The 23,236-nt window shown below is 46.5% G+C and carries 30 protein-coding genes; all 30 read right to left on the bottom strand.

Annotated elements, in window-relative coordinates; translation table 11 throughout:
* The 30 genes from A5878_RS00810 to fliJ all read right to left on the bottom strand — a co-directional run bounded on the left by A5878_RS00810 (position 1) and on the right by fliJ (position 23,225).
* Entirely contained in the window at positions 1-357 is a 357-nt protein-coding gene (locus A5878_RS00810) for a hypothetical protein (RefSeq protein WP_005232752.1), read from the bottom strand.
* Complete coding sequence (gene flgM / locus A5878_RS00805) at positions 358-633, bottom strand: flagellar biosynthesis anti-sigma factor FlgM (RefSeq protein ID WP_005226638.1); 276 nt, start codon at positions 631-633, stop codon at positions 358-360. It abuts the gene before it with no gap.
* 95 nt (positions 634-728) lie between these two features.
* Positions 729-1,787, bottom strand: a complete 1,059-nt coding sequence (gene fliY / locus A5878_RS00800) for a flagellar motor switch phosphatase FliY (protein WP_081116145.1) — start codon at positions 1,785-1,787, stop codon at positions 729-731.
* The gene (gene fliM, locus A5878_RS00795) at positions 1,784-2,794 is read right to left on the bottom strand and encodes a flagellar motor switch protein FliM (protein WP_008376586.1); all 1,011 of its coding nucleotides are present in this window, start codon (positions 2,792-2,794) and stop codon (positions 1,784-1,786) included. Before fliM ends, fliY begins: the two co-directional genes overlap by 4 nt.
* Positions 2,795-2,811: 17 nt before the next feature.
* On the bottom strand, positions 2,812-3,201 hold the full coding sequence (locus A5878_RS00790) for a chemotaxis protein CheW (protein WP_005226635.1): 390 nt from the start codon (positions 3,199-3,201) through the stop codon (positions 2,812-2,814).
* 19 nt (positions 3,202-3,220) lie between these two features.
* Positions 3,221-3,583: a response regulator gene (locus tag A5878_RS00785; protein ID WP_086294351.1), complete on the bottom strand. Its 363-nt coding sequence runs from the start codon at positions 3,581-3,583 to the stop codon at positions 3,221-3,223.
* Between the two features lie 14 nt (positions 3,584-3,597).
* Positions 3,598-4,185 (bottom strand): chemotaxis protein CheC, encoded by a 588-nt coding sequence (locus A5878_RS00780; RefSeq protein WP_005226634.1) that lies wholly within the window; start codon positions 4,183-4,185, stop codon positions 3,598-3,600.
* Positions 4,182-6,233, bottom strand: coding sequence for a chemotaxis protein CheA (locus A5878_RS00775; protein ID WP_086294350.1), 2,052 nt, complete (start codon positions 6,231-6,233; stop codon positions 4,182-4,184). Before A5878_RS00775 ends, A5878_RS00780 begins: the two co-directional genes overlap by 4 nt.
* A 21-nt stretch (positions 6,234-6,254) precedes the next feature.
* Complete coding sequence (locus A5878_RS00770) at positions 6,255-7,028, bottom strand: protein-glutamate O-methyltransferase CheR (protein ID WP_086294349.1); 774 nt, start codon at positions 7,026-7,028, stop codon at positions 6,255-6,257.
* A 5-nt stretch (positions 7,029-7,033) separates the two neighbouring features.
* Entirely contained in the window at positions 7,034-8,044 is a 1,011-nt protein-coding gene (locus A5878_RS00765; RefSeq protein ID WP_016609024.1) for a chemotaxis response regulator protein-glutamate methylesterase, read from the bottom strand.
* A 15-nt stretch (positions 8,045-8,059) separates the two neighbouring features.
* Complete coding sequence (locus A5878_RS00760) at positions 8,060-8,569, bottom strand: chemotaxis protein CheD (protein ID WP_005226629.1); 510 nt, start codon at positions 8,567-8,569, stop codon at positions 8,060-8,062.
* Positions 8,541-9,044: a chemotaxis protein CheW gene (locus A5878_RS00755; protein ID WP_086294348.1), complete on the bottom strand. Its 504-nt coding sequence runs from the start codon at positions 9,042-9,044 to the stop codon at positions 8,541-8,543. Before A5878_RS00755 ends, A5878_RS00760 begins: the two co-directional genes overlap by 29 nt.
* A gap of 18 nt (positions 9,045-9,062) precedes the next feature.
* On the bottom strand, positions 9,063-10,358 hold the full coding sequence (locus tag A5878_RS00750) for a methyl-accepting chemotaxis protein (protein WP_005226627.1): 1,296 nt from the start codon (positions 10,356-10,358) through the stop codon (positions 9,063-9,065).
* Positions 10,359-10,512: 154 nt separating this feature from the next.
* On the bottom strand, positions 10,513-11,223 hold the full coding sequence (locus A5878_RS00745) for a cell division ATP-binding protein FtsE (RefSeq protein WP_005226626.1): 711 nt from the start codon (positions 11,221-11,223) through the stop codon (positions 10,513-10,515).
* Between the two features lie 12 nt (positions 11,224-11,235).
* The gene (locus A5878_RS17780; RefSeq protein WP_015508738.1) at positions 11,236-12,018 is read right to left on the bottom strand and encodes a flagellar hook-basal body protein; all 783 of its coding nucleotides are present in this window, start codon (positions 12,016-12,018) and stop codon (positions 11,236-11,238) included.
* Between the two features lie 10 nt (positions 12,019-12,028).
* Positions 12,029-12,730 (bottom strand): flagellar hook-basal body protein, encoded by a 702-nt coding sequence (locus A5878_RS00735; protein ID WP_061053556.1) that lies wholly within the window; start codon positions 12,728-12,730, stop codon positions 12,029-12,031.
* Positions 12,727-13,434, bottom strand: a complete 708-nt coding sequence (locus tag A5878_RS00730; RefSeq protein ID WP_015508736.1) for a sigma-70 family RNA polymerase sigma factor — start codon at positions 13,432-13,434, stop codon at positions 12,727-12,729. Before A5878_RS00730 ends, A5878_RS00735 begins: the two co-directional genes overlap by 4 nt.
* Before the next feature lie 30 nt (positions 13,435-13,464).
* Positions 13,465-15,540 (bottom strand): flagellar biosynthesis protein FlhA, encoded by a 2,076-nt coding sequence (flhA, locus tag A5878_RS00725; RefSeq protein ID WP_005232779.1) that lies wholly within the window; start codon positions 15,538-15,540, stop codon positions 13,465-13,467.
* Between the two features lie 19 nt (positions 15,541-15,559).
* Positions 15,560-16,627 carry a flagellar biosynthesis protein FlhB gene (locus A5878_RS00720; RefSeq protein ID WP_010748538.1) on the bottom strand — a complete coding sequence of 356 codons (1,068 nt, stop codon included), beginning with the start codon at positions 16,625-16,627 and terminating at the stop codon, positions 15,560-15,562.
* Between the two features lie 30 nt (positions 16,628-16,657).
* Positions 16,658-17,407 carry a flagellar biosynthetic protein FliR gene (fliR, locus tag A5878_RS00715; protein WP_005232781.1) on the bottom strand — a complete coding sequence of 250 codons (750 nt, stop codon included), beginning with the start codon at positions 17,405-17,407 and terminating at the stop codon, positions 16,658-16,660.
* Positions 17,408-17,419: 12 nt separating this feature from the next.
* Positions 17,420-17,683, bottom strand: a complete 264-nt coding sequence (gene fliQ / locus A5878_RS00710; RefSeq protein ID WP_005226613.1) for a flagellar biosynthesis protein FliQ — start codon at positions 17,681-17,683, stop codon at positions 17,420-17,422.
* Between the two features lie 25 nt (positions 17,684-17,708).
* Positions 17,709-18,473: a flagellar type III secretion system pore protein FliP gene (gene fliP / locus A5878_RS00705; RefSeq protein ID WP_081117652.1), complete on the bottom strand. Its 765-nt coding sequence runs from the start codon at positions 18,471-18,473 to the stop codon at positions 17,709-17,711.
* The gene (locus A5878_RS00700; protein WP_005231716.1) at positions 18,470-18,835 is read right to left on the bottom strand and encodes a flagellar biosynthetic protein FliO; all 366 of its coding nucleotides are present in this window, start codon (positions 18,833-18,835) and stop codon (positions 18,470-18,472) included. The genes fliP and A5878_RS00700 overlap by 4 nt, the downstream gene beginning before the upstream one ends.
* Positions 18,836-18,849: 14 nt before the next feature.
* Positions 18,850-19,353 (bottom strand): flagellar basal body-associated protein FliL, encoded by a 504-nt coding sequence (gene fliL / locus A5878_RS00695; RefSeq protein ID WP_005472968.1) that lies wholly within the window; start codon positions 19,351-19,353, stop codon positions 18,850-18,852.
* A gap of 11 nt (positions 19,354-19,364) precedes the next feature.
* Positions 19,365-19,562 carry a flagellar FlbD family protein gene (locus tag A5878_RS00690; protein WP_005226609.1) on the bottom strand — a complete coding sequence of 66 codons (198 nt, stop codon included), beginning with the start codon at positions 19,560-19,562 and terminating at the stop codon, positions 19,365-19,367.
* A 35-nt stretch (positions 19,563-19,597) separates the two neighbouring features.
* Positions 19,598-20,494, bottom strand: a complete 897-nt coding sequence (locus A5878_RS00685) for a flagellar hook-basal body complex protein (RefSeq protein WP_074535607.1) — start codon at positions 20,492-20,494, stop codon at positions 19,598-19,600.
* Between the two features lie 78 nt (positions 20,495-20,572).
* Positions 20,573-20,935: a flagellar protein gene (locus A5878_RS00680; RefSeq protein WP_074535606.1), complete on the bottom strand. Its 363-nt coding sequence runs from the start codon at positions 20,933-20,935 to the stop codon at positions 20,573-20,575.
* On the bottom strand, positions 20,932-21,363 hold the full coding sequence (locus A5878_RS00675) for a flagellar hook capping FlgD N-terminal domain-containing protein (protein ID WP_003129052.1): 432 nt from the start codon (positions 21,361-21,363) through the stop codon (positions 20,932-20,934). Before A5878_RS00675 ends, A5878_RS00680 begins: the two co-directional genes overlap by 4 nt.
* A 12-nt stretch (positions 21,364-21,375) precedes the next feature.
* The gene (locus tag A5878_RS00670; RefSeq protein ID WP_074535605.1) at positions 21,376-22,740 is read right to left on the bottom strand and encodes a flagellar hook-length control protein FliK; all 1,365 of its coding nucleotides are present in this window, start codon (positions 22,738-22,740) and stop codon (positions 21,376-21,378) included.
* A gap of 65 nt (positions 22,741-22,805) precedes the next feature.
* Positions 22,806-23,225 carry a flagellar export protein FliJ gene (gene fliJ, locus A5878_RS00665; RefSeq protein ID WP_074535604.1) on the bottom strand — a complete coding sequence of 140 codons (420 nt, stop codon included), beginning with the start codon at positions 23,223-23,225 and terminating at the stop codon, positions 22,806-22,808.
* Positions 23,226-23,236 lie beyond the last annotated feature (11 nt).

Genomic DNA, 23,236 nt, shown 5'->3' with positions numbered 1-23,236 from the left:
TTACATTTTTTGATCGATGATCGCTGTTGAGACAGCTTGTTTTTCTTGGTATTTCGAATACGTATTTGCCGGTGTCTTGATATTTTCTTTGACTGCATCCATCAAAACAGTTTGGAAACTAATGGCTTGCTCCGTCAGCAGGAGATTTTCGGCTTGCTGCACTTGGATCTGGCGGATGAGTTCTTTGATCGTCACTGAAAGAGTTCCTTCATACGTGGAAAAAACGGGTACGAAGGCGGTTTTTTTCTCGACGAGTTCTGGTAATTTTTCTGCTTGATTTTTGATCAAGCAGGTCTTTTCTTTTTGCAGCAACCGCAAGAACTGCTGAAGCTGACGCTCAAATTCCCGTTCTGTCATCTAGTCGACCTGCTTTTCATCTTGTTGCAGCATTTTATCTGCGATCGTTTCGGCAGATACTTGGTAGGTGCCTTCTTTGATCGCTCGTTTCAATTCTGCCACTCGCTCACTGCGACTGGCTGTTTGATTGGCACTCTTTTGAATGGCTTGAGCTGTTTCGGACAATTGAACATCGACGGTTTTTTCTGTCTGAGCAGCAGATGGCTTTTCTTGTTTGACCGCTTCACGTTTGATGGCCTTGTCGCTGTATTCTGCGTAACCTCTTTCGATTTTCATAGGTTCTCCTCCGTTCTCATTCTTCTACCCTCTACTATCGGTCAAATCACAAAAAAGTTAAACCCATATGTTTAACTTTTTGCGATTTCTTCAAATTAATGCAAATTGTGGATGCGTTGTTTTTGCGAAAGAATGTTGGTGATCCGCACACCAAAGTTTTCATTGATGACCACGACTTCCCCAGTGGCGATCAGTTTGCCGTTCAACAAAATCTCTAGCGGTTCATCCGTCAGTTTTTCCAGCTCGATGACGGACCCCGTATTGAAAGATAAAATGTCCTTAATAGTTTTTTTGCTGCGGCCTAACACGACACTTAGATCCAATGGCACATCAAGAATCAAGTCCAAATTATCCCCATCGCTCACTCCGCTGGAGGCCAATGTTTGAAACGCAGGTTTGCTGACTTCCACGGGCTTTGATGCAGCCGCTGGTTCTGGCGTAGGTGCAGCAACAGGTGCCGTTGGCTGCGGTGTTGGTGTTTCCCGAGTAACGACAGTCGCTTCATCGGACAGCATCGCACTGGCGATATCGTTGACCACCGGATCCGTAAAGATCTGCATGATTTTGCTTTCGATCAAACCTTCGACGCGCAAAGAAAATGAGATACAGTAAATCTCTTCCTCTGCCTCGATCCCGCTATACTCAATGTTTTCTGGTGTCTCCCATAGTTTGACGATCGGCGGCAAGATATCCACTTTGCGGCTGATCATCGTTGCCATCGAAGTCGAGGCAGTCCCAATCATTTGGTTCATGGCTTCTGCCACAGCACTTAGCTCTAATTCCGTAAATTGAGTGTTGCTGGTTTCACCAGTTCCACCCATCATCAAATCAGCGATCACGATGGCATCTTTGACTTCTAACAGCATCAAATTACTGCCTAAAAGGCCTTCTTTAAATTCAACTGTCGTTGCTACTTTTGGTGCAACGAGGTCGTTTAAGATCTCACCAAATTTGATTTTAGACACCCGGGGAGTCGTGATGCTGACCCGACGATCAAGAATGGAAGACAACGTCGTCGCCGCTTGCGACATGGAGATATTGCCAACTTCGCCGATAATGTCGACTTTGACTTGCTCTTCTAATCCTTGCGGCTGGGTTGGGGCACTTTGATTCAACAATGCATCGATTTCTGCTTGGGATAAACGTTCACTCATAGTTCTTGCTCCTCTTCTAACTTGTCTAATAATTCAATGGCTAAATGGTCCTCTTGCTTCCCAGGTTTTGCTCGGAAGTAAGGTTTTCCATCGATGAAGGTCTCTAATGGTTCAGTAATTTTTTTGTCTAGTTTGATGACATCGCCTTCTTCTAAGTGGAGAAACTCAGAAAGACTCATTTGAGCATGGCCCAGCAGAACTTCTAAATTCAATCCGACCCCATTCAAACTTTTTTGCAACTCGCGGCTATCGTCTTGGTTGACTGGCTGATTGCTATCAAACCAATTGCGGAAACTTAATTTATCAATGATCCCTTCAAAGAAGACATAGGGGATACATAGATTGATAAAATGTTTCACTTCAAAAATTTTGATAGTAAAGGTCACTAACACGACGGGTTCGTTGGGCGACATGTTTTGCATCAATTGCGGATTCGTATCGATTCCATCCAAAACCGAATCCAAGGCAACGATGTCCTTCCAAACATTTTGGTAGACCCGTACAAATTGTGCTACTACTTCTTCCAAGATCGCTGTTTCAATATCAGTAAAACTTTTTTTCTCGCTAAAATCCATTTCGATCGGCTTGTTTTGATAAACATCCAAGCCGCCGCACAACAACTCCACCAACATCATACACAGTTGTGGGTTCATCTCGATCATTTGGATCCCGCTCAAAGGCTGCGAATGAAAGAGCCCCAACAAAGTAAATTTTGGTATCGAATGGATAAATTCGTCATAACTGACTTGTTCGATAGCTGCCAACTGCAAAGAAACATTGGTCCGCAGTTGGGTAGAAAGCATGCTGCTGCTCATCTTCGAGAAATCCTCGAAGATCATGTGCAGGGTATTGACGTATTCTTTCGACAGCTTTGTTGGTCGGCGAAAATCGTAGGCTTTCACTTTGGCTTGTTTGTCTTCTATCTCAATAATTTCTTGATCGATCTCTCCGCTGCTCATCGCATTCAACAATAAATCAATCTCTTGCTGCGTCAATACCTGATCCACACTAATCCCCCATTTTTTTAAAAAATCATGTGATCGATTTGAATCACACTGGCTACTTTTTCACCGATCGTCACGACCCCAACGGCATGTTCTGTCTCTTGATTGCTTAGTTGGATATCGTCTTCGGTGATATCAAGAACTTCAATTACTTCTTCTACGAGGACCCCTTTGGTCTCCTCTTGCTTCTTCATGATCAATATGTTTTTTTCGTAGGCTGGTTCCATAATGGGAATCAATTTTGCCAAACGAATCACCGTTACGACAGACCCCCGCAGATTGATCAACCCTTCCACCCACTCTGGTGCTAAGGGCACCTTCGTAAAAGAAGGGGCATCAATGACCTCGTCCACCGAGTCCGCCGAGATCAAATAGTACTGCTGAGCCATTTTGAAAAGAATCATCTGCATGTCGCTATCCTCCTAGGCATTAGGCAAAGGCTTTGTCGATGGCAGTGATTACGCGGTCCGTGTCAAAGGGCTTCACGATAAAGTCCACCGCACCGGCGCGAATCGCATCCATCACCATTCCTTGTTGTCCCATGGCACTGCACATTACGACTTTGGCCTGCTTATCAAACGTGCGGATCATTTTTAATGCCTCTAAGCCATCCACTTCTGGCATCGTGATATCCATGGTCACTAAGTCTGGTGTCGTTGCTTGGTATTTTTCAAAAGCCTCTTGGCCATTTTGGGCTTCCCCCACGACTTCATAGCCGTTTTTTTCTAAAATATCCTTTAATTTCATGCGCATAAATACCGCATCATCCACGATCAATACTTTTTTTGACATTGTATTTGCCCCTTTCAAATTCCTAATGAATCAAATATGTTTTCTAGTACACCGATTTCTGGAATCAAAAATAACGATGCTTCTAATGTTTCTTTGGCGTAGACGAACTCATTACGGATCACCATCACCTGCTCATCATACTGGGCCATCGCCAAATAGATGGAGCTGATCGCTGCGCCAAAGAAATCATAGCTGGCGCTTGGTAAAGACGCACTCAGCTGGGTTTCCAACAGTTGCCCGATCGCGATCAAAAAAGAATTGGTAAGGATGTTGGTCAACTCGTTGATGACCGATTGCTTCAATTCTTCAGACGGATCGCTTTCTTGGATCATCAACTGACGCAATTTTGCGGCGGATTCATCCGTTAAGACAAACAAGAAGATCCCTCGAAATGCCCCTTCGATCTGGCTCATCACCACATGAACTTCTTTGTCTTCCGCCATGATCTGCTGATACAGGTCCTCATAAGCTAGAATCTCGACTTCCGGTACCCGCATATCGATCGGTTGTTGGACGAGCTTTGATAAACTAGTCGCAGCGTGACCACCGCCGATATTGATCAGTTCTTTTAGGCCATCGATCTGCAGCGCTGTATAGCTCATAAGCGGTCATCCTTTTTTTCCTGACAGATGGCATGAATGTCTAGGATCAGTGCGATCGAGCCGTTGCCCATAATCGTTGCCCCTTGATAGCGATTCAGCTTTTGCAGCAATGGATCGATTTTCTTGATGACGATTTCTTGCTGGCCGATCAGCTCATCTGCCAAAATACCGTGAAACTGCTGGTCATTGTTGACGATGATGGCGAATTTTTTCTCAGATGGATCGCCTTCGATCGCTAAGAGTTGATCGGTCCGAACCAAGGGAATCAACTCCTCTTGAAAACGATAGACCTCATCCGAGACCGTCTGGATGATCTCTTCTTCTTTGACCATCACCACGCGTTCGACGAGATTTAGTGGGATCGCAAAGGTTTCTGCTCCGACGCGAACCATCAACGCTTGAATGATCGACAGAGTCAATGGCAATTTGATCACAAACTGCGTGCCTTTATTTGGCTGGCTCTTCATTTCGATCGTGCCCCCTAGTTGGGTGATCTTGGATTGCACGGCATCCATCCCGACACCGCGCCCAGAAATGTTAGTCACTTCTTGTGCCGTTGAAAAACCAGGATGGAAAATCAGCTGCTGCAACGCTTCATCGGAAAGACCTTCCGTTGCTAAGCCTTTCTTTTCAGCACTTGCTTTGATTACTTGCGGATCAAGGCCTTTGCCATCATCCTCTAAAGTAATGATCACGCGATTGCCTTCTTGATAGGCCGCCAAGCGAATCGTGCCCTTGCGCGGTTTGCCCAGTTTTTCCCGAACATCGGGTGCTTCGATGCCGTGATCGACAGAATTACGTAACAGATGGACCAGAGGTTCGCTCAATTCAGAAACCACTGTTTTATCCAATTCCGTTTCTTCCCCAAAAATGACAAGTTCCATTTCCTTTTGCAGTTCATTGGATAAGTCCCGAACCATTCGTGGAAAGCGACTAAAGACGACATTGACTTGCTGCATGCGGATCCGCAAGACCAAATCTTGCAGCTCAGAGGTCAATCGCGAGACTTGCTCTAAGGGGTCTTTGACTGCTTCGATGTTTTCCCGCTCACTGACATCTTCCAATTGATTGCGATAGACCACCAATTCGGACACGAGATCCAAGAATGAATCTAAGCGATTCAAGTCGACTCGGATCGATTGATTTTGGGCGGACGCATGATGCGCGGGCGCCGGCGATTTTTCTTTCGTTTCTGTTGTCGCTTGCTGAAGAGCAGAAGTCTCTGACTCTGGGGTCGGCACTGGTTGAAGCAGCTCTTCTGCCTCCTCCAACACAGCCGCTGAAGGATCAAACGGTGCCACCACGAAGGCTTCGATCTCACTGTTGCTGGCGATGTTTTGCTCGACATCAGCCAGTGTTTGCTGCGTCAAATACAGCAGTGAAAAATCTGATTCAAAGGTGCCTTCTTCAAGTGTTTGGGCATCTGGTTCTGTATAAAGAACATCCCCTGCTTGGCCAAGCTTTTCCATGATCAAGAAGGCACGAGCACCTTTTAACATGGATTGGGCATCTAAGCGAACAGCAATTTGGACCGCTTGATAGCCATCTCCAGCCGCTTGCTCGATCACATACAGATCAGAAGGATCGATCTGTTGAAGCTGTGGGGTTAACGCGCCCACTGCGGTGGGGTTTTGTCTTACTTCTGTCTCGGTTGATATACCGCCAGAATGTTCCGTTTGGTCAAGTTCGGCCAATAAATCGGCAATTTGAGCTGGCTGCAGGTCGCGTTCTTCCCGCAAGTCCTCCACAAGTTCTGACAGGCGATCCAGACATTTGAAAATCAATGAGATCGATTGCTGGGTCACTTGCAAGGTCCCAGTTTTAAATAACTCAAAAATATTTTCCATTTTATGGGTCAGCTGCGTCATGACGTCATAGCCCATCGTTGCCGCCATCCCTTTAAGGGTATGGGCAGAACGGAAAATATCATTCAGCAAGGCGCTATCTTTTGGATCGTTTTCCAATTGCAAGACATGATCATTCAACTGTGCTAAATGATCGTCTGTTTCTTCAAAGAAAAGGGTACGATAGACACTATTGTCATCCAAATGGGTCCCTCCTTTACAAAATTATACTTTTTGATAGATAAACGAATCGATTTTCTTGAGGCCGAATTGTTCCGCAAAATTGATCGTTTCTGTCGCTCCCGTAAACAAAATGCCCCCTGGGACCAATGCATCGCTGAATTTTTGATAGACGTCATCCCGAGCATCACTTTTGAAATAAATCGTCACATTGCGGCAAACGATCACATCAAAAGGCCCATTGTACGGGTCTTTCAAAAGATCGTGTTGCTTAAAATGAACCCGCCGTTTGATTTCTGGTTTGATCTGAAACTGGTTCTTTTCTTTTGCATCAAAAAAACGGGTACGTTCTGCCGCTGAGACATTCCGCAATTCGTGGTCTCGATAGAGTCCTTGCTTGGCTTTTGCCAAAATTTGCGTATCGATATCGGTAGCCAAGACATTGGCTGCGGCAATTTGGTTTTTTTCTAGCAGCATCGCGATCGTATAGGGTTCTGCCCCAATCGAACATGCGGCACTCCAAATTTTGGGCAGCGTGGTTTTCGGGAGAACAATGGTTTTCAAGACGCGTTCAAAAGCGTCAAACAGTTCTTTGTTGCGATAAAATTCCGTTACGTTAATAGTGATATGGGCTAAAAAAGCCGCCCGCACCCCGTCATCGCCTTCGATCAATTGCTGGTATTCCCTCAACGTTTTTGCCCCGCTGTTTTCCATGATCGTAAGGATGCGGCGCTGCATTTGATTTTCTTTGTATGCGGCTAAGGGAATCCCTAATCGGCGATCCACCCACGCATTAAATAAGGCAAATTCTTCTTCCATCTTCTTCACCTGACCATCTGTGCAATTTTTGCTTCAATGCCCTGCAATGGCAGGACTTCATCCACGACTCCTTGTTCAATGGCATACCGTGGCATCCCAAAGACTGTACACGTTTCTTTGTCTTGAACGATCGTATAGCCCCCAGCCGCTTGGATCTGTCGTAAGCCAGCGGTGCCGTCTTTTCCCATCCCCGTCAAAACCACTGCCGCTAGTTGCGGGCCATAGTAGTCAGCTGCTGAGGAAAAAAGATAATCGACGGTTGGCCGCGTCCCATGCCGTTTTTCTCGCTGGTCCAGCTGCAGGTGCCCTTGTTGGACCGTCATGTGGTAATCCCCTGGACAAAGATACACTTGATTTTCGATCCGCATGCCGTCGACTGCTTCTTGTACTCGGACGGTTGTCTCTGTGTCTAAGCGTTTTGCAAAGGAAGCCGTGAAGCCCGCTGGCATATGCTGAACGATCAAAATCGGGCAACGCAAACGTGCAGGCAGACGGCGAATAATTCCCAGCAAAGCACGGGGTCCGCCTGTTGAAGCACCAATGACTAGCGCATCAAGTGATACCGGCAAGCTGTTTTGTGTCAGCTTAGTGGGCTGGGCAATCGTTGGTACTGGCGGGTGAACCGTACCGACTTCATGATCCATCGCCAAAATCTTTTGATGAAATTCAGCGATCCATTCTTTTTCGATCATCGATAGACTGACCGGTTTTTCGACAAAATCTCGGGCGCCTAGCGCCAATGCCTCAATCGTGGTTTCTTGATTGGTTAATGAACTAAGCATGATGACGGGAATGGCTGATTGCTGTTTCATCCTCCGCAAGGTCTCTAATCCGTTCATCACTGGCATCTCCACATCCATTACTACCAAATCAATCGCTTCTTTGGTCAGATAGTCCAATGCTTGTTTGCCATTGCGGGCAGCGACGGTCACCTCGATATCAGGCAGCTGATTCAATAAATCTGTCACTACTTTCCGCATGAATGCCGAATCATCGACGATCATTACTTTTTTCATGTCCCTGTACTCCTTTTACAAATAAACGATTTCTTGTTTGACTTGCCGAACCATGGTCTTGAAATCCTGAAGATCTACGATCATCGTTCGACCAGCGCTGCCGCCAACGTGTTTGGCTACGATCGGAATGTTTAGCCGAGCCAAGACTTCCTCGACGGCTTCAATATTGCGCTGACCAATATTGCTGGCAGCGTTAAGCGTCTGGAACTGAAACATATTGGCGCCGCCAACGATTTTCGCTTGAAAGCGAGGCCGACGGATCTTTTGTTCCAGCTCAGCCACCATCGCTGGCAATGCCAAATCCGCAAACTTCTCGGGCTTGATTTCCCGCTTGTGCAAAAAAGGCTGACTATCTGGCAGCATAATATGACTCAAGCCGCCGATATGACTGGCTTCATCGTAAATGATCGTGCCGATGCAAGAACCTAAACCCACCGTGATCAAACGCGTCGGCGCTTGGGCGATCTTATACTCCGAGATCCCCACATGCAGTTCCTCATTCACGGTCATCATTGTCATGGTCATTGGCGGCTGCCAATTCCTCTGTCTGATAGGCGTCTAACTCCGCCGTCATCTCAGCGGCTTGTTCATAGCTGAAGAGAAACGGCAGCTCCAATGCCAGCACAAGTTCATCGTCTTTTTTCAGAAAGGCTTCGATATAGTTTTGCTTGAGTCCTGACGTATTTAGTTCCGCATTGCTAGGACTTTCAACTAGCGGTAAAATGCCGACGATCTCTTCCACGTATAGGCCGATTGCCTGCTCTTGCCAGTGACACAACAAGACCACATTTTGCCCAGTTTCCGGTGTAAATTCATCAAACAGCTTTTTGCGGATGTCAATGATCGGCACCATCGCCTCTTCAAAAGGCTGGATTCCCAGCACGAAATTTGCCACTTCTGGCAGCTGTGTAAAAGGAGCAGCCTCAATGACCCGTACCACATAGTCGATACGCAAGGCAAAGAGTTGTTGATGACTTTTAAATACAACGTATTGTTCCATTGGCGTCACTGCTCCTTTTTAGAATTTGAAACTATCCACTTGGAATTTAAGGATAGTGGCGATCGTTTCGATCTCTTGCACATTCCGTTCAAAGTCTTCGATGACTAAGTAGAAGTCTTCTAAGTTTGCCGTTACTTCTTGGGTGCCGGCAGAGGTTTCCGAAACAGCAGCCGAAATGTTGCTGACGGAAACTTGAACCATGTCTTTTTTCTCAACGATCCCGGTAATATGGGCTTCCACGGCTTGAATACTTGAAACCAATTTTTCGACAATATCAGAGATCTCATTGGCTGACTCGATCGCTTTGTTGATATTGTTGGTTTGTTTTTCGCCGCTTTCAAAGGAATCCGTCACTGCAGAGACCACTTTTTCCGATTTTTTGCGGATCGTTTCAATGATCGAACGAATGCTTTTCGTTGATTGACTGCTTTGTTCCGCCAAGCTGCGGACTTCTTCCGCAACGATGGCAAACCCTCGGCCCGCTTCTCCAGCTCGAGCTGCTTCGATGGATGCATTCAATGCCAGTAAGTTGGTCTGATCAGAAATGTCATTGATCAGCTGAACGATCTTACCGATGCTTTGGACATCTTCGTTCATGTCGTTCATGCTTTCTACTAATTCTGCTTGGTTTTGCCGTTCGATCTCCCAGCTTTCAAATACATGGAACATCATTTCCGAATTGTGGACATTGCTGCTTTGGGATTGACCCACATAGCCGTTCATCAATTCGATCTCTTTGTGGATCTCTTCGATACTTAAGGCTAGCTCGTCCATATCAAAGGAGGTTTGTTCCGCTTCGGAGGCTTGTGAACTAGTGGCATCTGCGATGGCATTCATCGTCTGACGCACATTTTCAATTGAATTTTTGGCATTTTTTGAGGTTGTCGTTAGGCCGCCTACCATTTTTTCCATTCGGCTGCTTTCTTCGTGCATGCCAACGATCACCGCTTTGAAGGTGTTTAAAACCCCTTGAAAACGATTTTGAACTTGCCCAAAAAGGGAAGTTTGGTCGCTGCTGCCGATCTCATCGATATGCGACAGATCACCAGAACCAACTGCTTCTAGTTCTGTCAACAACGTATCCATGCCCGAGTGGGTCTCTTTTTTTACCAAATAGGTCATTCCTACTAACACTGCGATTTCTAGCAGCAATACGATCACTGAAAAAATAAAGAAACTTTTTGCTGCTTGTCCGTCTCCGTGGGTGCGGATCACGAAGAAATAGCATCCTAATAATACGATCAGGGTAAACCCTAGCGGAATCAACGCCGCCAAGCGGATTTTTTTGATGATAGCTTGTACCTTCTTCTTCATAACAGTATCCTTTCCTATGCAAAATGATCAGTCGTGCTGTTTATCAAGATTCGCTCTTCACTTGATAATCGTTGGGTCACTCCTTCTTTATCCGATTATGAAAACAATCTTCTAGTTCTTTAATCGGATCTTTTGCTAGAAAAGTTAAGCATCTTCACCAGACATATGTATCTTTTGGATCAGCAAAGCGCGTATAGCCGCCTTGGTATTCATCACGAACCAAGCGACCGTTTTGCAGCTCGACCACCCGATTACGGACCGTATTGACCATCGTGCTGTCGTGGGTCGCCAAGAGGATCGTGGCACCGACTTGATTGATCCGCAAGAGTAGTTTCATGACTTCAACGGCTGATTTCGCATCCAGATTGGCGGTGGGCTCATCGGCGATCAAGACTGCTGGCTCTGTGACGATCGCCCGCGCGATCGCTACTTTTTTGCGCTGTCCCACGGAAAGCTCTTCAGGATAGTGATCCTTTTGAGGAAACATACCCACCAGTTGCAGTGCTTTGGCGGTTTTTTCCTGACGCAGCTTACGGGGAGTGCCTAGTACTTGCAGCGCATAGTCAACGTTTTTGGCAACCGTCAGATAAGGAAGCAAAAGGTCTTCTTGTCCGACGATACCGACTTGTCGTCGAACCATATAGAGATGACGGTCTTTGAGTTGTTCCAACAAGACATTGCCGACTTGGATAGAACCAGCCGAAAGCTCTTCTTCTTTCAAGAGCAATTTGAATAATGTCGATTTGCCGGCACCACTGGGACCCACCACATAGATAAATTCTCCTTGAGGGATCGCAACAGAAATATCGGCCAATGCCAACGTACCATTGCTGAATTTTTTACTGACCTTGGTTAAGCGAATCATGTTCTTTCTCCTCTAATCTGTAAAACGATTGATCACGGACCACATCTCATCAGCTGTCTGCATGGCTTTCGTATTCAATCCATACGCACGCTGGGTCGTTAACAAGTCTGTCATGGAAGTCGCTAGATCCACCGTCGACTGTTCTAACTGTCCTTGCAACACGCTGCCAAAGGCTGCCGGATTGGTTTGCGAAGTAAGCAACGCTTGATCACCGGCACGATACAGTTGGTTGCCCACTGGCGTGATGTTTTCTGTATTCGTCGGCTGATAAAGGGTCAGCTGTCCCAACACGCGGGTCTGACCATTTTCTTCCGTCGTCAGCTGACCGCTGGCATCTATTGCGATTTGCTGCGCATCTGGCCACTGAGGGGTCGGTACGTTTGTGGTCATTGCCACAGGGTACCCTTCACTATTGACTAATTGCTTGTTCTCACTTAAATGAAAATTGCCTGCTCGACTCAGCAGCAATTGACCAGTTTGGTCCCGGACCCCGAAAAAGCCATTGCCTTGGATCGCGAGATCTAATGGCTGAGTGGTGCCCGCCAGATTGCCTTGGGCAAAACTGGTAGTCGTAGTCGCTTTTGCCCCCATTGACGCACCATATTGGGCGGCGTTGCCATTAAATAGCGTTTCTTCTGCACCGATGGCATTTTCCATCAATGCTTGAAAATGGGTCGTTTGTGCTTGGTAGCCATTGGTATTGACGTTGGCGATGTTGTTGGCTGTCGTGTCTAAGTTTGTCTGCAAATGATTCAACCCAGAACGGCTGATTCCTAATAATCCACTGATATTCATTGACTCATCCTCAAATCTTTCCTAATTCGTTGACCGCTTTTTGCAATGTCTGATTCGTTGAACTCAAGGCTTTCTGATTGGCTTCAAATTCGCGAGAAGTCTGGATCATCGCCACCATTTCATCGGCAACCGCTACATTGGCTTGTTCTAAGGCACCTTGCTGGATCACGGGTGCATTCACCGTGGTTCCTGCTGCGTTGCTAGTCACATAGTTTTGACCAGCTGTAGTCAATGCTTCTGGGGGGAATGTTTGGATCTGAAAGTTCGCTGGTCCCAAGGCGCTGACTGCTTGTCCATTGGCACCCAAGACAAGATAGCCTTCTTGTGTCACGTATTGATTCTGCTGATTGACGGTAAAGTCGCCATTTCTCGTATACAACCGCTGCCCCGCATTATTTTGAACGACAAAGTAGCCTTCGGAAAGCAGTGCAAAATCGCTGGCTTGTCCCGTCTGTTTGACGGCGCCTTGGTCTTGACTGATGGTACTGCCTGCCAATTGGGTCCCTAAAGACAATCCACCGATATCACGGCGGGTATCCGCATTGGGCCCGCTTTGGTAATTATGCAATGCGACTTCATCTAGCGCCGACTGGAACAAAGTTTTTGCTTGATACCCTGTTGTATTGACATTGGCAATATTGCCGCTCGTCGTCTCTTGTCGCTTTTGTAATAATGAAATGTTCCGTGATAAGACATCCAATCCTCGAATCATGCCAGTTCCTCCTCAATCAATGTGCGCAATTTGGCAATCGTTTTGCCATGAATTTGTGAAACTCGCGGAATCGAGACTTCTAAGATTTCAGCGATTTCTTTTAACGTCAGTTCTTCGGTATAGTACAAACTTAAAATCAATTGTTCCCGTTCCCCTAATTTTTTGATGCACGCCACCAAGGCGGTGCGTTTTTCTTCAGCGACCAAGGTATCTTCGACATTTTCGGCTGGATCCCGAACCATATCTTTTAAGGTCATGCCTTCTTCTTGGTAAGCAAACAAGGTATCTTCCAAAGAGACGCTGGCTAAGTAGTGCAGACTCTCATAAATATCCGCTAGTTGACTTTGGTTGATTCCCAGCTGTTTGCAGATCTCGGTGTCGGTCGCTTCTCTTTTGAGGCTTTGCTCCAACTCTTGCCGTGCTTGATAAAACTGATTGACTGCCGCCATTTTGTATCGGGAGATTTTGGCGTGCTTGCGTACTTCATCAATAATTGCCCCTTTGATGCGAATCGCTGCATAGCTTTCAAAAGGAACTTTTTTTGAGGGATCGAATTTCCGCAAGGCATCCATCAGCCCAATCACCCCAATATTATAGAGATCGCCTGATTCATAATCGGCGGTTTTGATAGACAGGCGCTGAACCACCCGTTCCACTAGCGGCAGATACTTGATGATCTCCGCTTCTCGATCGACTTCATACATCGGCGATGCCCCTTCCTAAGAAAATTCTGCTTAAATGTCAATACTGCCCACCGTTTCGATCGCAATTTCATTGGGAATCTCATTTAGAGAAAGAACGGCGATATCTGGAAAATTAAAAACGATCATTTTTTTGAATGCTAACCGGATCTTAGGCGATGCTAAAATGACGAAATTGATATTTTGAGCGATCGCTGCATGTTGGATCCCACTGATGGAATCCAACAGCTTGGTCACGGTATCTGGTTTTAAGACCGGGTACGAGCCAGTTGCGGTTTTTTGGATACTTTGAGCGATGATTTCTTCTAGTTTCGGCTGGATCACCGCCACTTGCAGCTCGTGGTTCTCATTAGCATACTTGGCAGCGATCGTCCGTTTCAATGCTTGGCGGACATATTCTGTCAAAACTTCTACGTCTTTCGTGACAACGCCGTAATCGGCTAAAGTTTCTAAGATCGTTGCTAAGTCATTGATGGGAATTTGCTCATCCAATAAATTTTGTAAAACTTTTTGGACCTCGCCGAGCCGTAAAATATCGGGGATCAATTCATCGATCACGACATTGTACTGCTCTTTGATGCCCTCCAATAATTTCTTGACTTCTTGGCGACCTAACAGCTCTGGTGCATGGGCATAGATGATTTCTTTTAAGTGTGTTGCGATCACGGTCAACGGCTCGATAATCGTAAACCCTTGCAGATCCGCCATCTCCTTATCGGATTCATCAATCCACATAGCATCCAGATGAAAGGCTGGTTCTTTTGTTGCGATTCCTTGAAAAGGAAACGGCTCTTCATTCGGACTGATCACCATGACTTTATTCGGGTAAATATCGCCGCGGCCGACTTCGTTGCCGCGGATCTTGATCACGTAATCGTTGGCATCCAAATAGAGATTGTCGCGAATACGAACGGGACTGACTAAGATCCCTAATTCTCTAGCACTCTGTTTACGGATCGCCACGATGCGGTTCATCAAGCTGTTGTCGATCGAACTATCCACGATAGGGATCAGACCATACCCGATTTCCACTGAGATTGGTTCCACTTGGAAGGAAGCCACGGAATCGTCTTCTTCCTGTGCTTCTTTTTTGCGTTCCAGTGCCAATTTTTGTTCCCATTGTTTTTGTTCCACTCGCTGCTTTTCTTCTTTTTGCGTCACCAGAAAGCTGGCTGCGAAAAGGCCTAAGCCAATCAACACAAAAGGCACAAACGGAAACCCAGGAACTAAGGCTAAGACGAAGAGAATCGCCCCCACGATCCGAAACAGTTGGGGATTACGCATCACATCTGCCGCAATATCTAAACCAAACGAACTATCGTTATCAGAACGAGTCACGATCACCCCAGAAGCAATGGAAATCAATAAAGAGGGAATCGAGCTGACCAAGCCATCCCCGATTGCCAGTTTCCCGAATTGGGCGAAGGCTTCCATGACGGTCATTTGTCCCCCCATGGAGAAAATGATCGCCCCGCCGACTAAATTGATGACAGTGATCAAGATCCCTGCGATCGCATCCCCTTTGACAAACTTGCTGGCACCATCCATCGAACCAAAGAAATCAGCTTCTCGCTGCAGATCTTTTCGTCGTTTGCGGGCATCCGCTTCCGTGATCAAACCGGCATTTAGGTCGGAATCGATCGCCATTTGCTTGCCGGGCATCGCATCCAATGTGAAGCGAGCAGTCACTTCTGAGACACGCCCTGCACCATTGGTCACGACGACTAGCTGAACCACCATGATGATCACGAACAAAATGATCCCCACGATGTAATTGCTGCCGGCAACGACATTGGCGAAGGCATCGATCACGTGTCCGCCATTTCCTTGGGTCAAGATCAACCGCGTGGAAGATAGGTTCAAACCTAAACGAAACATCGTTGTGATCAGCAGCAATGTTGGAAACGTAGTGAATTCCAACACTGATTTGGTAAACAGGGTGATCAGTAAAATGTTGATCGCGATCGTCAAATTGATAATGATCAGAATATCTAATAGTGCACTCGGTAATGGAATAATAATCAAACCAATAATAGCTAGGACGATCACCGAGATTAAGATATCCGCCAGACCAATGCCTTTTTTCGGTTTTGAGGCAGCCTCATTCATTTTTGTTCCTCCTGTTTCCTTAAATCTTGCCGCGTTGGCTTTCTTCTAACTGATAGACCAAAGCGATGATTTCGGCAATGGCTTCATACATCTCAACCGGGATCAGATCCCCGGGTTCTACTTGGCGATAAAGGGCTCGTGCCACTTCACGGTTTTCGATCTGTGGAATATTTTCTTTCAGTGCTTCTGCTTTCATCCGCTGCGCCAGCTGATCTGCCCCTTTGGCCAGGACCCGCGGCACCCCTTCACTACTGGCATCGTACCGAATCGCAATGGCGAAATGGGTCGGATTGGTGATCAACACCGTCGCTTCTTTGACGTTGGCGATGGCATTTTGGGTCATCGCACGGTACTTCGCTTTGCGCTGTGCTTTGACTTGCGGATCACCTTCCATTTGCTTGAACTCTTCTTTGACTTCCTGCTTGCTCATCATCAAGTTCTTACGATGGTTATAGCGTTGGTAGCCGTAGTCGACTACGGCCAAAATGATCAAGAAAATCGAGATCTGTAAAAACAATTCTTTGGCCCGCAGCAGCATGAACAGGATCGTTTTTTCCAACCCCACTTCACTCAAACCCAGTAAAACAGGGACGGCGGCTAAAAATTGTTGGTAGCACAAGTAGACGATCACGCCGAATTTCGCCAATGTTTTGCCTAAATTCATCAACGAGCGCAAACTGAATTGCTGCTTGATCCCGCTGATGGGGTTCAGCTTTTTAAAGTCTGGTTTGACGGCCTTGCCAGAAAACAACAGACCAACTTGGGCATAATTCGTGATAAGCCCGACTCCGAGCGCGACCAAAAAGACGGGCGCACACAACAAAAGCAGCAGCAAGATACTCTGCACCCCCAGTTTCGGCAGATCCGCCAAACTGGTTTGATAATCAGCCAGCTGCGCCAAACTTCGGGAAAAATAAGGCAAAAAAGAAGCTGCGAAAAACTGCCATAAAGACAGGATCAAAAACGAGAAGACCAATAGGGAAACAGCTGCTGCTAATTCCTGGGTCTTAGGGACCTCCCCGCGTTTGCGGGCATCCCGCAGCCGCTTGGCACTAGGTAGTTCGGTTTTGCCATCTTTTTCTGCCATCTTCTCACCTCCTGCTGGCTACCTGTTACTTTATTGAAAGGACTCGATAAACTCCTGCAAATAGCGGACCGTATCTGGCAAGTGTTTGCCTAAGTACGAAAGGACATTAGGTAGTAGCAAGAGAAACACCACAAAACTGATGGCGGTTTTCATCGAAAGACTCATCATCAAAATATTGATCTGGGGAATCGACCGAGAAATCACACCTAGCACCAGGTCCACCAACAGCAGCGCAATGATCATTGGTGCCGCAAGATTGACTGCCATCACCATCATTTGGCTGAAAAGTTTGACGATGCCTTCAACCGTCGTGCCTTGGATCACCACAGAGCCTAAGGGCACGATCCGAAAAGACAACAGCAGTGCTGTGATCAGTCGATGATGCAGATCAAGTCCAAAAAACACAGCGATCGTCAGCCAATAGTACGTTTTGCCATACTGGGAAGAGGCGATTTGCAACGTCGGATCATAGGCTTGCGCCATCGAAAAGCCTACTTGAAAGTCGATCAGTTGACCCGCAATTTCCACACCAGTAAAGACGAGCTGACTCAAATAGCCCATCGCCATCCCAAACAGTACTTCCTTGATGACGAAAACCGTCAGCATAAAGAGGGAAAGCTCGGGAATCGCAGGTGCCGTCGGCAGACATAGGACCGTCAACGCCATGCCGATCACGATTTTTGCCAGTGACGGAAAATTTTGCTGTGAGAAGATCGGACAAAGGACGACAAACGCCAATATTCGACAAAAAATCAACACCGTCGCTTGAATCGGCGCCATCAGGTTTCCTCCTTACATTGCCGCAATCATCTTGAAAATCATTTTGGTAAAATTCAACAAGAGATTCAGCATAAAATTCCCCGCCAAGATCAAGGTCAAAAAAATCGCTAATAGTTTCGGCACAAAGCTCAACGTTTGTTCTTGGATTTGGGTAGTGGCTTGAAAAATACTGATCACCAATCCAACGAGCATGCCAACCAATAAGGCAGGGCCAGATATCGCTAAAATTCGAAGAAAGGCTTCCCTTAGCACATCAAGTACCATTTCTACTGTCATTTCCTCTTGGCTCCTTTCTTAGCGGCTATTGAAAGCTCTTGATCAGCGACTCCACGATCAGATACCAGCCATCCACTAAAACAAATAGTAAGATCTTGAAGGGCAGTGAGATCATGATCGGCGACAGCATCATCATCCCCATCGACATCAAGATACTGGAGACGACCAGATCAATGATCAAAAAGGGGATAAAAATCAAAAAGCCGATACTGAAAGCCGTTCGTAACTCACTGATAATAAACGCCGGTACCATAACGGTCAGAGGAACATCGTCAGAAGAATGATACTTTTCGGTCTCCCCATCAGCTTCCGCAAACAAGGCAATGTCTTTTTCCCGTGTCTGTACCATCATAAAGGCCTTGATCCGTTTTTCTGAGCGGTCAAAGGCTTCGGCTTGGCTGATCTCTTGTCGATCAAACGGTTCGATCGCTTGCTGATAGACGTCGGTATACACAGGTTTCATAATAAAAAATGTCAAGAATAAGGCCAACCCGATCAACACTTGATTGGGCGGGTTTTGCTGTGTACCTAACGAACTGCGCACAAAGGACAAGACCATGATGATACGAGTAAAAGAAGTCATCATGATCAGCAAGACTGGTAAAAGGGAAAGCAGCGTCAGCAACAAGAAGGTATTGATCGTATCACTTGAGCCATTCCCATTCGACAATAAATTGTTGATGGTGGAACTGACGTCTTCCGTGTCTAGCGCAAATGCCGTCTGCGGAAGCATCAGACTGCTGAAAAGGACCGCAGCCATGATCTTGATATCTCTGCCTTTGCTCTTCATTTTTGCTTGCCTCGTTTTCCAGCAATTTCCGCCTTGGCTTTGTTGAGCCATTCAGAAAAGTCTTTGCCAGCTTGCACTTGGGTGCTTTCTAGGCTTTGCTGTAAAAAAGCGGCCGTTTCTTCTGGCGTCAACTCTTTGATGATTTGGTTTTGCTGTTCAGAAAAGCTCATGACATAACATTTGTCCATGATTTGGACGATCCCGATCGAAGACGACTTGCTGACGGCGATTTTTTGCAAAATACGCAGCTGGTGATTGTGCTGGTTCGTGTAACGATTCAAGTATTTCAAACTGATGTTGATCAAATAAAGAATAAGCAGCAAAAACCCAATCATTTTGACCAGCGATAAAAATGTTTCCATCAACATGCCTCTTTCTATTGGATCACTAAATCCGTCACATAAACATCCTTGGCGATTTCTGATCCGTATTCCTGATTAATTGTTTCTTTCAATGCTTTTTTTAAGTTCGGTACACTTTCGGCGGAGCTCAAAATACCGCTGGCCTTTTGTTGGCGCAATAAGTTTACGACGCTGTCACGAATGACGGCCACATTTTTCGTGGCTTCCGCGCTTTTTTCCTCATCCGCCACTAGAATCGATAAATTAACCTTCATGTATTGCTGCTCTTGGTTGTCTTCTTTGGCCAGATTGACTAAAAATTCATCCAATGCCACGATCGCTTCGTCTGAGGAGATTTTGCTGCTGTCTTTTGCTGTTTCAGCAGCTGCTGTTTTTTCCCCCGTCAAAAAGTGATTCGTCACTAAGGTCCCGCCGATACTGCCGCCGACTACCACGATCAAGAGGATCGGCAGTAAAACAACCATACTCAAGCCTTTTTTCTCTTTTTCTGCTTTTGGTGCTTTTTCTTCTTTTGCCATCTTTCCCACCCTTACGTTTTCACTTGGTTCGAATGGATCACCGTATGATACTCGATCACCCGCTGCGCAACTTCTTGCGCAGCTTCCGTCACCACTAATGTTTTGCCATCTGTCAGTGTGATCAATGTATCCGGCATTTCTTCGATCCGATAAATCAATGTTGGATTTAAATAGAATGGCTTGCCATTCAATGCTGTCACTAGAATCATGGTCAAACTCCTCTCAATGATGAAGCGTCACGTTCTTAACGTTTTAGATTCAATAATTCTTGCAGCATTTCATCAGAAGTCGTAATACTTCTTGAATTTGCTTGATAGGCACGGCTCGCAATGATCATTTCGGTAAATTCTGTCGAAAGATCGACATTGGACATTTCCAAGGCACCTGCTTGCAGCGTTCCTGCGCCATTGTTGCCAGGTCCTGCAACGATCGGATTCCCTGAGTTGCTGGTTTGGATATAGTTGTTGCCGCCGACTTTTTCTAAGCCTTCTGGGTTATTGAAGGTTGCGACACCGACTTTTCCCATCACAAAGGTTTGATTGCCGTATTTTGCCAACACTAAGCCATTGGCATCGATCGCCATGGAGTTATAGGTCAAGGTTTCCCCATTGACGGTCAGTGTGCTTGGGATCGACAAGGGAGATACCGCACCTTGTCCGCTCAATGCCGTGTTTTCATCAAAGTTGTCATCATAGACAACTGGTTGACCGCCATTGACTGAACGACCTAAGACTTGCATCCCATCACTATTGGTCAAGGTTCCGTTGCTGTCGCGCACGAATGCGCCATCTCGTGTGTAATAGGTTTCGCCATTTGCTCCTGGTCCTTGTACCATAAAGTAGCCCTGTCCGCTGATATAAAAATCCATGCTGCGACCTGTCGATTGCGGGGCACCGACTGTATTGATAGTATCGATGGAGCCCGTCTGAACCCCTAAACCGATCTGCGTTGCGTTGATCCCGCCTAAGCCGTTGCCTGGCGCAGTTGCGTTAGACATCGTTTGGCTCATCATGTCTTGGAAAAGGACTCGACTTGATTTGAATCCAACCGTATTGACGTTGGCGATATTATTGGAAACCACGTCCATTTTCGTTTGAAGATTTTTCATTCCACTGACACCTGAATATAATGATCGTAACATGCTTGTTTTCCTCCTTATGGTTGGCGTATTTTCCTCTGTCATTCAGAAAATACTTGCAGCCCCTTTTCAGTCCAGCTGCTATTTGATAAATGTGGCGCTGTCAATATTGGTGACGGTGTGAAGCTCATTCATCCCCATCGCCGTAATGATGGTTCGTGAATGGACATCGGCGATCAAGCCCATATCTTTGTACACGAGCAGTGATTCTTTGCTGCCTTTTTCCGCGAGCTCACTAAGCGCCGTTGAAAGGGATTGGTAATCATCGTCTTGTAAGGTCAATTCTCTTGCGGTCAAACGCTTTTGCGCATGATGGGAGACTTTGATGTCGCTTTGTTTTTGTTCAAGCATTGAAGAGAAGGCTTGTTTGTCCACGGCTTTGCGGGGATGTTGATAAGGCTCCCCGGCAACTTTTTGCAGCCCCTGTTGAATCGTCAAACTCATTTTGCTTCGCCGCCAATCTCTTGGATCGCACTCATACTGTATTCTTTGCCATTTACGACGATCGTGGCGTAGCCATTGGCAAAGCGGACCTTTTCGATGGTTCCTGACAATGTTTCTGTGCCGTCCATCAGAGTGACTTGTTTATTGATCAAGCTAAAGGCTTGCTGCTGTTGCTGTAAAATCACCGAGGTCGTCAACGTTTCGCTCAATTCATTCAAGCTCTCTAAGGTCGTAAATTGAACCAGTTGCGAGATATAGTCGGTGCTACCACCACCAGAAGAATCGCTGCCTCCCATCGATGGGTTGCTCATAGATGCGGCTAAGATCTTCAAAAAATCATCCATGGAGATATCTGAAGATTTTTTTGTTTGCGTTAATGCCGATGTATTGGCAATACCGGCCGCAGCTGCTGTAATTTCATCTGCCATAGGTCTCCTCCTTTACACTAAAATACTGATCGCATGATCGATCGGTGCTAATTGCGGCTCTTCTTCAGCCGTATTGCTTTGATGAAATGGCTTTTTGCTTTGTCCTTTTTGAGCCTGTAAAAAACGCTGTTGGCTTAACTGACTGTCACTTGCCATCATACTGCCGGCAAAGGATTGATTTGACAGCGGACTAGCCTGCTGGACAGAAGCTAATGTAGGTTCTTTGATCGCTAGGATCGGCTGCTCTTGCTTTTGCAAAACTTGCTCTAGCTCATGCTTGATGGACAGCAATAATTCTTTGGCTTGCGGCTGCTGAACGGTCAGTTCTAAGCGGCTGCCTTGGGCATTCGTTTCTAGGGAAAGCTGGATCGTGCCTAATTTTTCGGGAACGAATTGCAGCGTGATTTTTTTCTCGCTTGCCGTGCTGCTCGTTTGGACGAGTTGGGCAGTCGCTTTTGCTAAGGGTAGGACCGCTTGTTCCATACTCGCTTTTGTTGGCGCCGGTCCTTGCTTGGTCAAAAAGGGAGAAACATCAAGCAGCTGCGGTGCTGATGCCGCCATTTCATTGTCAGTTACTGCTGAAGAAGCAATGGCTTGTGCAGAAACAGCTTCCGCTTTTTTGGCAACTATTTCATTCGTGCGTTGCAAGGTGCTAGTCGTATCCGTCGCTTGGTTGGTCACTGGCGACACTTGATCCAATGGTCCCGTTTGGCCCAATTGCGCGGTCCCTTCGGTGGACTGTTTCAGCTGTGCTGCTGTCGTCTGCGCAATCGCGGCTTTTGTTACTGAATCGATTTCCTTGAAAGTCGCGATCCCTTTTGCCGTGGACTGCTCTTCGCCTACTAAGTCTTCTGGCAAAGGCGTTTCAAGCGTTGGTGCAGCGGCTTCACTTCTGTCATTTGTCATCAAAGCTAGACCTTCAAGCGCAGGCTCGGAGGGGTTGATGACTGTGGTGGCTACGTCTATTGGTGCTGGAAAAGCTGCTGAAACACTGTCGAGAGAAGCTGCTGTGGCGCTCGTTTGGTTCTGCTCCGTCGTTGCCATTGATGCCTGTGGCGCTTCTTGAACCAAGCCTGCAAAAGGTGCCTGGCTGATCTGGCTCATTTCTGGCGCTTGTGTCGTTGCAGGTTGTTCGACTGCTGGAGTGATTTCTGGCTCCTGTGGCAGATGTTCCATACTGCTGGCAATCCCCTTTTCTGGTGCGGTGGCGGTTTGCTCCGACATACCTGATGGTTCGAAGGATGCTGACAGGTTGCTTGCGCTCTGTTCCGTCAGCTGTTGCATCAGCAAACTGAAGACTTCTGGTGACGCCTCCGTCTTTTTTGATTTGCTACCGACAGGTACAGCGGTTGCGGCACTTGTTGTGATCTCTTTCATTGTTCACCTCCTCTCAGCTGATGATTTGAAACCAAGGTCGTCTCATCACTAAAACCATTAGTGCTTTAAGAAAATATGGCGCGATTGCCGAACTCATCCAATTGTTTTTGCTCTTCCAATTGCTGTTCATAGGTGTATTCAGCAAATTGTTTTTCTCGCAGCTTTTCCACGATCTTGCGTTCCTGCTGCGCTTCTACCACCACCGATAAAGACTCTGCCAATTCTTGCTTCACGTGAAACATTTTGTTCTGAACCTCATCGATGGTGGCATTCAACGCAAGCAAATAGCGTTGTTGCACTTGCATCCGCCCAATGGTCATCTCATTGACATCAAAAAGCTGGGCTTTTTCCTGTGTCAGCGTATTCAGGTGCTGTTCTTGCTGAATCAACAATTGTTGTTTTTGGGCGTAAGCGCGTTTGGCTTCTTGCTCAATAGTTTTTCGGTGATCCAATACTTTTTCTAAGGAAAAGTGAAATGCTTGCATAGCTGCTCCTT

Source organism: Enterococcus sp. 3G6_DIV0642, assembly GCF_002140635.1.
Lineage (GTDB): Bacteria > Bacillota > Bacilli > Lactobacillales > Enterococcaceae > Enterococcus_D > Enterococcus_D casseliflavus.
Note: the sequence above shows the minus strand (reverse complement) of the source record. Positions and strands in the feature narration are given on the sequence as shown.